The organism is Fibrobacter sp. UWB13 (assembly GCF_900177805.1).
GTDB lineage: Bacteria > Fibrobacterota > Fibrobacteria > Fibrobacterales > Fibrobacteraceae > Fibrobacter.
This window is the reverse complement of record NZ_FXAX01000001.1, coordinates 859,615-873,257: the sequence shown is the minus strand read 5'-3', so window position 1 is coordinate 873,257 and position 13,643 is coordinate 859,615. Positions and strand designations below refer to the sequence as shown.

11 protein-coding genes and 1 tRNA gene are annotated in these 13,643 nt (G+C 48.2%); 3 read left to right on the top strand and 9 right to left on the bottom strand.

All coding sequences use genetic code 11. From position 1 onward, the window contains the following. The first annotated feature begins 42 nt into the window (after positions 1-42). Both B9Y77_RS03665 and B9Y77_RS03660 read left to right on the top strand, forming a co-directional pair. Positions 43-468 carry a peptidylprolyl isomerase gene (locus tag B9Y77_RS03665; protein ID WP_073424674.1) on the top strand — a complete coding sequence of 142 codons (426 nt, stop codon included), beginning with the start codon at positions 43-45 and terminating at the stop codon, positions 466-468. Between the two features lie 3 nt (positions 469-471). After that, on the top strand, positions 472-1,530 hold the full coding sequence (locus B9Y77_RS03660) for a hypothetical protein (RefSeq protein ID WP_085490505.1): 1,059 nt from the start codon (positions 472-474) through the stop codon (positions 1,528-1,530). A gap of 111 nt (positions 1,531-1,641) precedes the next feature. On the opposite strand, the gene lexA is transcribed toward B9Y77_RS03660, so the two are convergent. Continuing rightward, on the bottom strand, positions 1,642-2,298 hold the full coding sequence (gene lexA, locus B9Y77_RS03655) for a transcriptional repressor LexA (RefSeq protein ID WP_073424036.1): 657 nt from the start codon (positions 2,296-2,298) through the stop codon (positions 1,642-1,644). Between the two features lie 184 nt (positions 2,299-2,482). Between lexA and B9Y77_RS03650 the strand changes: the two genes are divergently transcribed. Beyond that, positions 2,483-2,556, top strand: a tRNA-Pro gene (locus tag B9Y77_RS03650). A gap of 404 nt (positions 2,557-2,960) precedes the next feature. Here B9Y77_RS03650 and B9Y77_RS03645 read toward each other — a convergent pair. The 8 genes from B9Y77_RS03645 to B9Y77_RS03610 all read right to left on the bottom strand — a co-directional run bounded on the left by B9Y77_RS03645 (position 2,961) and on the right by B9Y77_RS03610 (position 13,470). Continuing rightward, positions 2,961-3,647: a hypothetical protein gene (locus tag B9Y77_RS03645; protein WP_085490504.1), complete on the bottom strand. Its 687-nt coding sequence runs from the start codon at positions 3,645-3,647 to the stop codon at positions 2,961-2,963. Positions 3,648-3,708: 61 nt separating this feature from the next. Continuing rightward, positions 3,709-6,021, bottom strand: a complete 2,313-nt coding sequence (locus B9Y77_RS03640) for a CotH kinase family protein (RefSeq protein ID WP_085490503.1) — start codon at positions 6,019-6,021, stop codon at positions 3,709-3,711. A gap of 197 nt (positions 6,022-6,218) precedes the next feature. Further along, complete coding sequence (locus B9Y77_RS03635) at positions 6,219-7,055, bottom strand: class I SAM-dependent methyltransferase (protein WP_085490502.1); 837 nt, start codon at positions 7,053-7,055, stop codon at positions 6,219-6,221. Positions 7,056-7,103: 48 nt separating this feature from the next. Continuing rightward, positions 7,104-7,631, bottom strand: a complete 528-nt coding sequence (locus tag B9Y77_RS03630; protein WP_085491436.1) for a hypothetical protein — start codon at positions 7,629-7,631, stop codon at positions 7,104-7,106. 74 nt (positions 7,632-7,705) lie between these two features. Beyond that, positions 7,706-8,635 (bottom strand): alpha-E domain-containing protein, encoded by a 930-nt coding sequence (locus B9Y77_RS03625; protein WP_085490501.1) that lies wholly within the window; start codon positions 8,633-8,635, stop codon positions 7,706-7,708. Between the two features lie 24 nt (positions 8,636-8,659). Further along, positions 8,660-10,153: a circularly permuted type 2 ATP-grasp protein gene (locus tag B9Y77_RS03620; RefSeq protein ID WP_085490500.1), complete on the bottom strand. Its 1,494-nt coding sequence runs from the start codon at positions 10,151-10,153 to the stop codon at positions 8,660-8,662. A 91-nt stretch (positions 10,154-10,244) separates the two neighbouring features. Beyond that, positions 10,245-11,123, bottom strand: coding sequence for a transglutaminase family protein (locus B9Y77_RS03615; protein ID WP_085490499.1), 879 nt, complete (start codon positions 11,121-11,123; stop codon positions 10,245-10,247). Between the two features lies 1 nt (position 11,124). Then, positions 11,125-13,470 (bottom strand): circularly permuted type 2 ATP-grasp protein, encoded by a 2,346-nt coding sequence (locus B9Y77_RS03610; RefSeq protein WP_254899985.1) that lies wholly within the window; start codon positions 13,468-13,470, stop codon positions 11,125-11,127. Between the last annotated feature and the right edge of the window lie 173 nt (positions 13,471-13,643).

Below are 13,643 nucleotides of genomic sequence, written 5' to 3'. Positions count from 1 at the left end.
GCGGGGAAGGTTTTCAACAAGGATTACACGGGGACAACACAGATTCTTGCCGAGATTACAACTCATGAGGGGAAAATCGTTGTGGACTTGAATTTCAAGGCTGCACCGAATACCGTGGCAAATTTTGTGGAACTCGCTAATTCCGGTTTCTATAACGGGCTTGTTTTCCATCGCGTTATCCCAGGATTTATGATCCAGGGTGGCGACCCGAAGGGTGATGGAACGGGTGGTCCTGGTTATACCATTGATGATGAAGTGAACAATCTTAAGCATGAGACGGGGGTGATTTCGATGGCGAACAGAGGCCCGAATACCGGTGGTTCTCAGTTCTTCATTACGCACCTCCCGCAGCCGCATTTAGACGGTCATCATACTGTTTTTGGTAAGGTCATTGAAGGTCACGATGTCGTGTGCCGTATTGACCCGAACGATCCGATTTTGAACATTAAAATTGTGGAAAAGAAGTAAAATATGAGTTCAACAAAAGCGACATCTAAAGCGCCTGCAAAGGCGAGTGCTTCTGAAAAGAAATCTACAAAACCCGCTGCTGCCGCAAAGAAATCTGCTGCGAAGGCTGCTCCGGCACCGACTAAAAAGACTGCCCCTGCCAAGGCTCCTGCAAAGCCTGTTGCTGCCGCAAAGAAACCTGCTGCAAAGGCTGAGCCAGCACCTGTAAAGAAGGCTGCTCCGGAAAAAGTTGCTCCGGCAAAGTCCACTGCAGCAGCAAAGAAGCCTGTCGCCAAAAAAGAAGAATCAGCAAAGAAAGAAACTGCAAAGGTGGTTAAGGCTGCTGAAACTCCAGCAAAGAAGCATGTTGAGACTGTAAAGAAGGTTGAACCGGCAGTCGAGGCTAAGCCTGTAGCAAAGAACGTTCCTGAAAAGGAAGTCGAAAAGAAGGTTGCAAAAGAACCTGTTAAGGAAGTTGAAAAGGTTCAAGAAAAGGAACCTGAAAAGGTGGTTGAAAAAGCCCCTGAAAAAGTTGAAGTCGTTGAAAAGGTCGAAGCGAAGAAGGCTACAGTGAAGTCTGATTATCCGTATGCTGTTTTGCTTGAAGGTGGCAAGAAACCTTGCAAGTTCATTATGTTTGTTGAAATTGATGAGCAGGAAGAACGCGCCAACAAGAAGAAGGTGACTTCTGAAATGAAGAACCTCGAAAAGAAGCCGACTTCCGCCATCCGTCATAAGATTTCACTTGCTGAAGAAACGCAGGAAGAATTGACGGAACGCATCTTGAAGGAACTTGAAGAACAGAACGCTGCCTTCACGCGCGAAGCTGCAACGCAGATTTGCACGCGCTGCAACAAGAACCTTGTTTCTCCGGAATTCTGGGTCGACAAACACCTCGGTTACTGCGAAGAATGTGCCGCTATTTTGCACTTGGGTCAGTCCAAGGAAGCTCGCAAGGTGGAATACCAGCTGGGCGCTATGGGCGGAGACTCTCTTGACGAAGTGGAGGACGACGATATCGAAGGACCGGATGCTGCTGACTTGAAGGAAGCTGAAGAAGAACTCGCCGATTTCGACGATTAATTTGTTATTGAACTCGCCCCTGGGAGTGCATAGCTCAATAGGGGAGGGGGTCCAAAGAATAAAAAAGCCGAGGCGTCAAACCTCGGTTTTTTGTATACCATTGAAAATAAATTAATTGACTTTTCTCATGACGCCGATGACGCGGCCTGCAATTGAAAAGTCTTTTCTGTTGTTCACGATAATCGGCTTGTACTTGGGATTTGCCGGGCGAAGTTCCACGTGGTCTGCGCTCGGGTGGTAGTACTTGACTGTAGCTTCGTTATCAATCTGAGCCACGACGATTTCGCCAAGATCGGCAGTCTTTTGCTGACGAGCGAAAATCAAGTCGCCATCGAAAATGCCGGCGTTGATCATGGAGTCGCCCTTGACGCGGAGAGCAAACACATCGCTACGGCAGGCGAGGAAGTCTCTGTCGATGGTAACTGTACCTTCGAGGTTCTGCACGGCGAGAATCGGCGTACCTGCGGCAACGCGACCGACAATGGGAATTTCAATCGTGTTGCTTGCTGCCTTCTTGTTGGAATCGCTTTCGTCTGAGCTTAAAATTTCGATGCCACGGCTGAGGCGTGGAGAACGGTTGATGTAGCCTTTCTTGATGAGGGCTGCGAGAATGGAACGAACTCCGTTTGTCGAAGAAATGTCGAAGTGGTTGCCGATTTCGCGGACGGTAGGCGGCATGCGGTTTTCCTTGGAATACTTCTTGATGTATTCGTAGATTTCTTCTTGCCTTGCCGTCAGTTCTTTGCGCTTTTCATTAAAGTTTTCCATGTTTAGCCTCTCGTCATAAAGGGTTCTGGAATTTGGACAATATAAATATAATGCACAACTGGGCAATTGTCAATATTTTCAGTGCACAAAAGTGAAGTTTTTATGAAAAAATTTGTTATAGATGAAAATTTTTAGCGGTTTCATTCAAATTTTGCAATAATCTTTGCTATATTTGCTGTCACTTCGGGGTGTAGCTCAGCCTGGTAGAGCGTCTGCTTTGGGAGCAGAATGTCGTCAGTTCGAATCTGGCTACCCCGATATGCAAAACGACCCCCTTGTGGGGTCGTTTTGCATATATCAACGGAGTCCAGTGAGAACTGACGAAGTCAGTTCGATTAAAACCGGCGAGAGCGTAGCGAACACAGCCGGTTTTAAGCCTTGACTTGAGCGTAGCTCAAGCAAGCCCGGAGGGCAAAACACGAAATGAAATGAGTGTTTTGGCAATCTGGCTACCCCGATGCTCAATCGGGAAGCCAGCGCAGCCCATCTGGCTACCCCGCGCATTTCCAATGCATAAAAAAAATCTACGCAGCCAACAGCTACGTAGATTTTTGTTGTTTGGGGGATATGTTCCTAATATAGCTATTCAACCCCTTTATAATATTGCTTTTTACTTCACCAAATGATACTATTGTATTAATTGTATTTGTTTCGATTCTTTATTACTTTCTCAAAAAATATTTATCCATCGGGAAAAAATCAATAAGAAACGACCCCTGATAAACAGTGTAAAATTCAGTTCCGATATCCATTGCTAAATAAGTGCGCTTGCTAACCGTTATGCTCGATTTGCTACTGAATATAAGGTCATAATGCATTCCTGATTTCGTTGTCCAAGTATCTTTATTAATAAGGAATTCTTTTTTGAGTATTGGCTTTTTTGTAAACCTTGCAGGAAGTTCGATAACTTCTGAAATTGAAACGCCAATGGCGAGTATTAGCAGAAGAATGAATTCAGTAATAAAATTTTTTGTAGATGGTTCTTTGTTGTCTTTTCTTGCTGGCAATATTTTAAGGATGTGGAAAGTAATGCCAATTGCAAAGCTTAAAGAGAAAGCTAATGAAATTTTAAGCAATGTTCTGTATAGTTCACGTTCAGCAAGTTTGTTCAAAAATATATCGTCGATGATATAGCCGAGATCAAACGAATGTGTTTTTGCTCTTAGAAGGAAAAACACTGCAGTGAAACATACTTCTAATATGAATAAAATAATTAGAATCTTGTTTCTTGGTGACAGCTTTTTAGTAGAACTTGTCAGCTTGACATTGGAGGGTGGGAGAGGTTGATTCTCCATCATTTGGTTCTCCATCATCATGAGTTTTCTGCGTCTTTTGGCTGCTCTGGACATAGTCCCAATATAAAAAATCCCCGCGTTATCCGCGGGGAAAGGAGACTAGAATAAAATGTGTTTATCTGAATTGCGCTGTGATAGTCATGCCTGCTGTGGGGGTAACTTTATGTGGGTTTTCAGTTGATCCGTCAGACCATCCTGTGAATACCGCTCCGGCACCTGCTACTGCTGTCAATTGCAGTTCATTATTTGTGAAGAATTTGCATTGATAATTGTTGCTCGGAAGTTTCATGCCGTCTACAAGCACGGAGCCGTTACCACTTACTCCGATTTTGACCGTTACTTCACTTTCAAGGTCAAAACGTTCGACCATTTCTTGCTTGATTTTTTCTCCGCGATTCTTGGCGTAGGCGATAAGCGTGTTACCACTCGGATCCCACTTGAAGTTTGCCTGGTTACGCGGCCAACGCTGTTCGTCGCGCTGCTGTTCCGAAGATGGAATCGTTGCCATCATAGACTGGACCGTGCTCTGCACCTTTTCGTAAGTCAAGTAGCTGTTGAGGAGAATGCATGCGTTGTTGATGAAAAGGCGCTTGAAGTCTGGATTTTCGAGGAGCTTCTTGAGCATTCCTCCCGGAGCCCTGCTGTCGACCGATGTGCCAAAACCGCCGCCCATGCCTCCACCGAAGCCGCCCCACATGCCGCCATTTCCGCCTTGATTGCTTGTCTGTTTTGCACCAAGAACCCAGTCGAACATGTTTTGATTTTCTTCGTCAAAACCGCTGATGCCCGGTGTAAAGCCAAAACCGTGGTCGGTGTCGAATGCGACAAACTTGAACGGATATCCGTTGCCGCCCCAGGCGCGCACGTTATTGTTTGGCCAGTCACCATTGTGGTAGTACATTTCGGCGAACATGTATTGGGCAAAACTGTTGACATTGAGTTTGCTCTTAATCTGTTCGTACTGTGTGTTGTTTTCGCCTGCAAAATTTGCACTAGAAATACTATTTACGAGTTGTTTGTAATCTTCTGTTGATGCTCCATTTGTTCCGCTAGCTTCGTAGCCAGAACCGGTAATCTTGATCATGTTGATCGACTTGGAATCGATGCCGTAGTTTGTTTCGACGAAGTGTCTGTTCAAGCGTTCGCGCATATCGTGGATGCCGAAGTATTCACCGTTATAGAATACGACGACTTGTCGGCTGCGCTGGTAATCGACTTCTGTGCCTTCCATAAGTGAGGTCATCATGGCATCGCCAACATAGTCCGTCCAGAAACGGTTGCCGTTGTTGCGCAAATTGAAACTCTTGAATTTCTTGGCTTCAGGGCGCGTTTTGAACAAAGAATATTTGATTGTTTTGTCGCCGTAGGTGTCGTTATCCATTTTGATGGCGACACTCTTTTTGGGCTTGTATCGGCTGTAGTTACCGATAATCGAAATGCCTGCGTCGATTTCCCATGTCTTTTCTGTGGTGGAACTTCCTTTTTCGAAGTATTCCACGTGGACGGGGAGTTCATCGTCTCTCCAGAAGTTTGCTGCCTTGCAGGGTTCTGCGCATTTCGGGTTGTTGTTGTCGGTAACGTTTGCGTTGCCGCCACCCCACATTCCGCCAATTCCGCCACCCATGCCACCGCCAGTGAGGTTTCCGGTAGCGTAGAGACCATCGGTAGAATCGAACATGTCGTGGTGATTGACCGTAAGTGCAACCACTGGCATCGAGACACTTTCGTTAATGAAATATGTTTGCGTTGCCGTATCTGCAGCGACTCCGTTTACGAATTCAGAACAACGTATAACTGTGTTTTCGGTAATCGGGGTTGAGACTGTAATTTGTTCGGAAGCTGCGGTCGGGAAAGACCCGTCAAATGAGCAACGGATTTCGCCACCCTTTTGCGGTGTGAGCGGTTCAATGGTTAAACTCTTGTAGAAGCCTGCTTTCGGGAGGAAAGAATCTTTGGGCTTATGATTATCATCGTATTCCTGGAGTCCGCTAGACGATGATGCCACAATTGCTGAAGAACTTGAAATTACACTTGCAATGGAGCTTGAGGATAATGGAATCTGAATTTGAGCTGGAGAAGAGCTGCTTGCTGGTGCTATTGCAGAACTGGAATTTAGGACGGGCGAGGAAGAGCTTTCGAGAGCGTCTGCGCTAGAATCCGTGTTAGAGCCCGCGCTAGATGAGCTCGGAGCAGGAGCTTCTTGAGAATTATTTTGTGAACTAGAAACGCCTTCGAGTACGCTGGACGACGAAGACTCTTCTGTTGATGGCGGAAGAGTTTGATTATCTGGATCATCTTCTTCAACAGATGAAGATGAAACTTCACCAATTTCTGGCGCAATGCTACCAAATGCAGCTGCGTTTTCGTCTGCACACCCGTAAAAACATGTACCCGCAACAGCGAGTGACCAAACCAACAGTTTTTTCATTATTAATCTCATCCCTTGAAAAAACTAAACCCACACGTTCTATAATGGAATATATAGCGGTTTTCTATTCAATAGACCGTTTTTATTGTTTTTTTTTATTAACTGTTGTAAACGTTGAGAAGTTTTTCAATGAAATGAGACAAAAATGCTCAAAAAAAGGAGATTATGACTAATTTGTGCTGTTATTTTTCTGTCAATTATTTATGCATGAAGTAGACTGTGGCGTGGTCGCCATAACCTTTTTTGTTGGCTTCAGCTATTTTCTTATCGATGTCGATAATTTCGCTTTTGGTAAAATACTTGAAAATGTCTTTCGGGTCTTGCTTCCAGAATGTGATTCCCTTGGTGTACAGGTAACTCCTCAAAATGGCGGAGTTGTTGGAGTCGAAAATCATCTGCGCAATTTTGAAACCGTGTTGGTCGGCAAGGAGTTTTAGGCTGTTGATGGAATGCAAAAAGATATGACGGGGGGCGTCGAGCTGATACCAGTTTTCCTTGTACTTATCAAACGCAATGTTGGGGTAGATGGGGAGCGTCATCTTGATGGTTCCGCCATTTGCCAAAAGTCGTTTGAGGCTGTCCATGGTTTCGTGCGGATCGGTCATGTGCTCGAATGAATCGTTGAGCATGATGATGTCGAATTCGCCGGTCATTTCGTGGACCGTCTTCTTGAAAATCTGAACGCCGTTTTCGTACGAGATATCTTTTTCGATGAACGGATCGCAACCGGTAAGGCTCTCAATTCCTGAAGTTGCTGCCATACTGCAGAGCAATGCGCCTGCGCCACAACCCACGTCGAGTATGCGTTTGTTGTGTTGTGTCTTTGCGCGAGTGACTGTGTCGGCGGGCTTGTTGTAGCTATAGTAATTGGGACCATAGTATTCGCTTAAGTTTTCAGGAACGCTATCGATTTGCAGACACTTGCAGTGCGGGCATTCAAAGTATTCAAAACGCCCTGCGTTTAAATACATCATTTCTTTTGCAAAGTAAGATTTCGCTTCGAATGTTTTGCCACAAATTCTGCAAGTTTTCATAAATGCTCCAAAAAGCGAGTTAAAGGCTCGCTTTGCAAAAATAGAAATTTAAAAAGCAAAAAGACCGTAAATGATCAGTCCATAGCCGATAATGTCTAGAATGCCTGTAATGCGTTTAAATTCTTTTGGGTGATCTTTTCTTGTTCTGATGACGGTAAATTCTTTTAAGCACAGTCTTATTTGGCCATCAAATGTACAGCCTATTACAAATGTTAAAAATCCTAGTCCGCTTATAATAAAGTTAAAAGATGTGTATTGCTTTGTCTGATTATCGAAAAAGCAGAAGCCCGCAAAGATTAAGGTTATGCCAATGACTTTAAATACAATAGAGCCTGGCGTCATTCTGTTTTGATATTTTTCATTGAGACTTTGTGTATACTGTGGCAATGGCAAAATGTCATCTTTGTTGCCGGTGAGTTCGATTATGCGTTTTTCGACAATTCGGATCCGTTCTGGAGAATCATCTGCCTGAAATGCATGATCGCGAATTTGGCTTAAAATATCGTAGAGCTCCTCGACAGGGAGCTCACGAATCTTGCGTTCGTAATCTTTGAGATATTCCTTAGAAAACGCCATGTTCGGAATATACAAAAGAAATGACGTGCCGAAACCCGTCATTGTGATTTTATTTGAGTGTAATGGAATTTTTTTTAGCAGAAGAAATCTTTCCAGATTTGATTGCCGAGTTCGTTTAGGCGAATCTGGACTTTTTCAATTTGTTCGTGAAGCCCTTCGTCGATGATTTCTTCGATGGTGGTGAACGCAATGTCGGAACGCAGCTTTCCCAAGAGGCGGATGGATTCTGCCTTGCTCTTGACAGGGTAGGCGATGTTCTTGAGACACTGTTCCGCTTTTTCGAGGCAATAGCGCAAGGAACGCGGAAAATCTTCGGAGAGCAAAAGAAATTCCGCGACGTTGTGCGGTGTCACATTCGAATTGCGGCGGTGGAACATTTCGTACGCACCGACGCTCTTGAGAACGGCGTTCCACTGCACGGTATCGAGCGCCATGCCCACCATGCTCACATCTGGAAGCAAGATGTAATACTTGACGTCCAGAATACGCGAAGTCTGGTCGGCGCGTTCGAGCAATGTGCCGAGATGCGTGAAGTTCCAGGCGACATCGTGATTCATCGTGCCTTGAATGATGCCTGCGGTGAGCTGGCTGAATTCCTTGACGCTGTTGTAAAAGGCGTGCGGACCAGCCAATGCTTCTTTAGGCATTTCGGGGTCGTTTAGTTTCAAGTAAAACTGGTTGATGGCAATCCACAGTTCCGAAGAAATTCTTTCGCGGACGCAGCGGGCGTTTTCACGGGCGGCCCCGACGCACGAAATGATGCTGTTCGGATTTTCCTTATCGAACGTCAAGAACATGAGCGCGTTTTCAATGGAAACATGCGCGTATTTTTTGAAGAAGTCATCGGCATTGCCGGCAATCTGAATCACCGGTTCCCAAGGGCGTTCTTCGCCGGGCAAGTCCAGTTGCAGCTGGAGGTTCACATCGATGCTTCGCGCGACGTTTTCGGCGCGTTCGATATAGCGGGCGAGCCAATAAATGGAATTTGCGACTCTACTTAACATATTACACTTCCTACTTCTAAATTCCTATTGTTGTTGCTGTTGTTGTTCCATCCAAAGTTTGGCTTGTCCGAGTTCCGGAGCCTTTTCGTTTTCGGCAATGACCCAAGTGTCCTTGCATCCGCCGCCCTGCGAGCTATTCACCACGATAGAACCCTTGCGGAGTGCTACGCGAGTGAGGCCACCGGGGAGAATGTAAGTCTCTCGCCCTTGCACAATGTAGGGGCGCAAGTCCACATGGCGACCTTCAAAACCGCCATCGACAATGCAAGGCACGCGGCTGAGCGAAATCATGGGCTGCGCAATGTAGTTACGCGGGTTCGCGATAATCTTGCTCTTGAACGCCTCACATTCCTCCTTTGTCGATTTTGGACCGACGAGCATGCCGTAGCCACCAGATTCGCTGGCTGCCTTGACGACCATGTTTTCGATGTGGTCCAGAACATGCTGCATGTGCTTCGGGTTTTCGCAGACAAAAGTCGGCACATTCGGGATGATCGCCTCTTCGCCGAGATAGTACTTGATAATCTGCGGCACATAGGTGTAAATCGCCTTGTCGTCGGCAACGCCGCAACCGGGCGCATTCGCAAGCGCTACGTTACCTGCCTTGTAAGCTTCAATCAGTCCGGGCACGCCGAGGCAAGAATCCGGGCGGAAAACCTTCGGATCCAAGAACTCGTCATCGACACGGCGATAAATCACGTGAACCTGCTTGAGACCGCGCGTTGTGCGGGCATAAACCTTCTTGTCTTGCACCACGAGGTCGTCTCCGGTCACGAGGTCCACGCCCATCTGCTGTGCCAAATAGGAATGTTCGTAGTACGCCGAATTGTAGATGCCGGGTGTCAGCACCACGACTTTCGGCGACGCAGTAGAATCTGCCAAGTATTCCAGCGCATGGCGCAGACGGGTGCAGTATTCGTCTACAGGGCGAATGGAACAGTTGGAGAAAACCTGCGGGAAGGTCCTCTTGAGAATTTGGCGGTTCTGCAACACATACGAGACTCCACTCGGGCAACGCATGTTGTCTTCAAGTACATAGAATGTGCCGTCGGTATCGCGCACAAGGTCTGTGCCTGTAATGTGCGCCCAGATTCCCTTGGGCGGCACAAAACCTTCCATCTGCGGGCGGTAAGCGGTGCAGGTGTTGATGAGGCTTTCGGGGACGACCTTGTCACGCAAAATCTTTCGATCGTTGTAGATGTCCGTCAAAAAGCAGTTCAGCGCTTCTGTACGCTGTTTGAGGCCTGCTTCGAGGTGCTTCCAGTCGGTTGCGCTTACAATACGCGGGATGACGTCAAAGGGGATGATTTTGTCCTTACCGTCCTTGTTGCCGTAAACCGCGAATGTAATTCCGTTATCGTAAAACGCAGATTCCGCAATGGTTTGGCGGCGTTGCAGTTCTCCTTCGGGAAGCTCGTTAATCTTCGTAAACAACGGCTCTGCAGCCGGGCGGGGAGTCCCATCCGGTAAGCAAAGCTCATCGTAAAAGCCTTCGGTGTCGTAATTTCCAAATCGCATGTTGTTGTGTTTCCTTATGCTTTTATGTTAAATGTTCCTTTACTGTCATCCCGGCCTACGTGCCGGGATCGCCTTTCCCTGCCGGGGTCACTTATTCCTTCATGTCCACGTTCACGGACACTTTCAAGGTATGCTCGCCACCTCCGGTGATGACGCCCTTTAACGGGCTCACGTCCCCGAAATCTCTGCCCCAGGCGAGTATAATGTGCTCGTTACCTCCAAGCACATTGTTGGTGGGGTCCAGTTCTACCCAGCCGTGGCCGGGAATGTAGGTGCTGACCCAGGCATGGGTCGCGTCGGCTCCGACGAGTTTGGGTTGGCCTTCGCAGGGGTGCGTGCGGAGGTAACCGCTCACGTAACGGCAGGGCAAATGCAGTGAACGCAAGCAGCCTATCATCAAGTGTGCAAAGTCTTGGCAGACGCCTTTTCGCCCGCGCAAGATTTCCTGTGGCTGCGCCCCGATTCTTGTGGCTCCCGGCGTGTACTTGCAATCCGTGTAGATTCGCTTCATGAGCTCGTAGGCGGCGTCAAAAATGGGGCGGCCCTGCTCAAAGCTTTCGAGCGCGTAATTGCGGACGGATTCGTCAAACTTGGCGAAAGGGGAGGCGTAGGCGTACATCGCGGCGTCTAGCGTCTCGTCGCTTGTCGGGCGTTCCAAAAGCTTTGCGACATCTTCCCATTTCATCGTTTCACCTTGTTTTGGCGGTTCTTCTCCCTGAACATCTACAATGCCAGTCGTCTTGAATCTAAAGTGCGTGTGCTCCTGCTCGATGCTGAATGCCAATACCCTGTTCCCGAAAATGTCGATGCGTTCCTGCCGAATTGTCGGGTTCGGTTCCACTTCGATGTTGTGGCTAATCCAATTCTGTCGGCTGACTGCTCGCGGGAGCATGTGGGCGAGGTGGTTGCTGTAAAGAACGGGGAGGCGGTAGTCGTAGACGGTCTCATGGTCAACTTGATAAATGGGCATCTTAAACCTCCGACACATCCGTGGTTGTCGCGTGGAATACTCCAGCGCGTGGGGCGTGGCTTAAGTAGAGCCTGTTTACGATTTCTGCAATTCGTTCAATGGAATTTATCTGTGTTTCTACAAGTTTTATGAGGTTCTCCCTTTTGTTATCTACAGTTTCTGCAAGCTGTTCGATGTTTGCGAGACGGAGCTCGGCAAGCACGCGCATCAGTTCACGGTCTAGTGGCGAGAATGTCGCTTCGCTTTGGTCGTTGCCGGGCAAGTACTTTGCTGCTTTCCGCAATTTTGCCACCTGGTAGGCGACGCTTCGCGGGTTGGATTCGTCCGACAAAAGCAAGTCGATGACGGGGACAACTTGCAAACGGCCTCCATAGCGGCGGTGGTATGTCATAAGTCCATCGCCGATTTCAAGAACTGCTTGCAATAAGCGCAAGTTTGTCATCTCGTCAGTGGGGGCGGTGTACAGCAAACTTTTGACCAATTGCAAGGTGCGGATGGCGCATTCGATTTCACGACCGAGTTCCAAAAAGCGCCATTCGTGGCCTCGCGTCATGGAGTCGGCTGCAAGCCCTGCCACTGCAGCGCTGTCCGACAGGACCTCCTTTAGGTATGGCAACAGCGCTGCCGCACCTGTTCCTGCCGGCACTTCTGCAATGCCAAATCCGTTCAAGTAAAGCCATAAATCCTCCGAAATGCGGTCTCGCAACTGCATGCCGTGCTCTCTAATTTCCGTCAGCACACATTGCATGCCGTTCTTGTTGTCCTTACGCAAGATAAAGTAACGGAGTGCGTTTTCGGGATCTTGCGCGAGCCTCGACTGCGTTTCATCAGTAAGCCCAGCCTTCAGTATCCACGGTAGCTCCGGCATGTCCATCCAGGATTCGTCCGAGAGCCTCACCGCGATACCTCTTGCGATACGCGCCATCATGTTCGAAGCCGACAATGCTCGCCCCAGCCGGAACAAGTTCTCGGCCGCACGGCTAGGCAGGTCGCCTCCAGCTCTCGACGGCGTAATCGCCTGACTTGCTGGCGCGAGCAATGAAAAGTTCGCCACAGGATTTTCCGAAAGCACCCAAATGTCTTTTTCTCCAAGTCCATTCTCCAAAATTCCGAGGCCGCCCGGCATCACCGAAGTTTCCTTCGCTGTGTTCACCGCAAAGAACCGCATCAGCGAAACTGCTGGAGTGAACTCTCCTCGGTAAGCGTAAACTGTCGAAACCTCCATCGATCTTTCTGCCACCCATTGCTCGGGTGCATTCTCGACCGTTTGCAGCAAGGCGAGCTGTGCTGTCGTCGTCATGGTTACATAAGTCTTGGGTTCTGCCTCCTTGAAACTTCCTTCGTCGCGGAACGCCTTTTTGAAAATCCATTTTTCGGGTTCAGCCAACACGCGTTCCGCATCATCTGCGTTCCCGAGCCAAAGCGTTTCCACATCGCGCAACAGCAGTTCTTCGCCCAAAAGCTCGCGGCAAATCTCCGGCAAAAACGGCTTGAATACGGGCGTTTCCAGAACGCCAGTCCCGAGGAAGTTTGCTATCGCGACGTTCCCTGCGCGGACGGAACTGATTAAGCCGACAGCACCTTCGCCACTGTCAATTCGCAATTCCAGCGGGTCGCACATGCCGTCTTCCACTCGGCGGAATATGGTCCCAATTTTCTTGAGTCCCATAAGCGTCTTCATGTACACCTGCATGTTGCGAATCGCGAGGTCATCGTTTTCGACAAGTGGGATCCCCAGGTAACGGGCGATTACTGCGTCTTCTGCTCGACGCGGATTGTCCGGGCTCGATGCCAAAAGTACCACCTTGCTGGTTTCACCTTCACCTCCTATGTTCTTGTGCATGGCGTCTAGGCCATCCATCAGCTTCTTGAAAAATCCTGCCAATCGTTCCGTTTGCATGCTGCGGAAAAGCTCCGGGAATGCACGGCTTACGCCAATGCGGTTCTCCAGTGCACGCCCTAATCCATCGGGTACTTGCAAATGGTCCGATACTGCCACAAACGTTCCGTCTTTGAGCCTTGCGACATCGGTTGATGTCAAGTTCACAAATACATCGCCAACCGGGTGTACCTTCCATACAACCTGCAAAAAATCCGGGTTCGCAAACAACAGCGCGGCGGGCAATTTCCCTTTTTTCCAAAGACTTTGTTCGCCATAAATGTCTTTCGCGAGCGCGTTAAAAAGCTTTGCCCTTTGTGCAACGCCCGCTTCCAGCGTTTTCCATTCTTCGGCCGTAATCACGAGAGGGATGGGGTCTGTACCCTTGTGGTTGCCTCCCATGCTCGACGAAAGATCGTTCTCATCGAGAACGTTATGCAAACGCCTGCAGCGGTGCTCGAATTCCACTTTCGACAATGCCGAAATGGACCGGATAAAAGTATCTTCTGTCTCTACACATTCCATGCTCGTTTAATCGCAAAAAATGTGCCAAGGCCAATATGGCTTAAAATCGCGTGTTTTTATAATATATTCATTACGTTTCTTGTAACTATTACGGAATTTGTTGTGTAAAAGCGCGT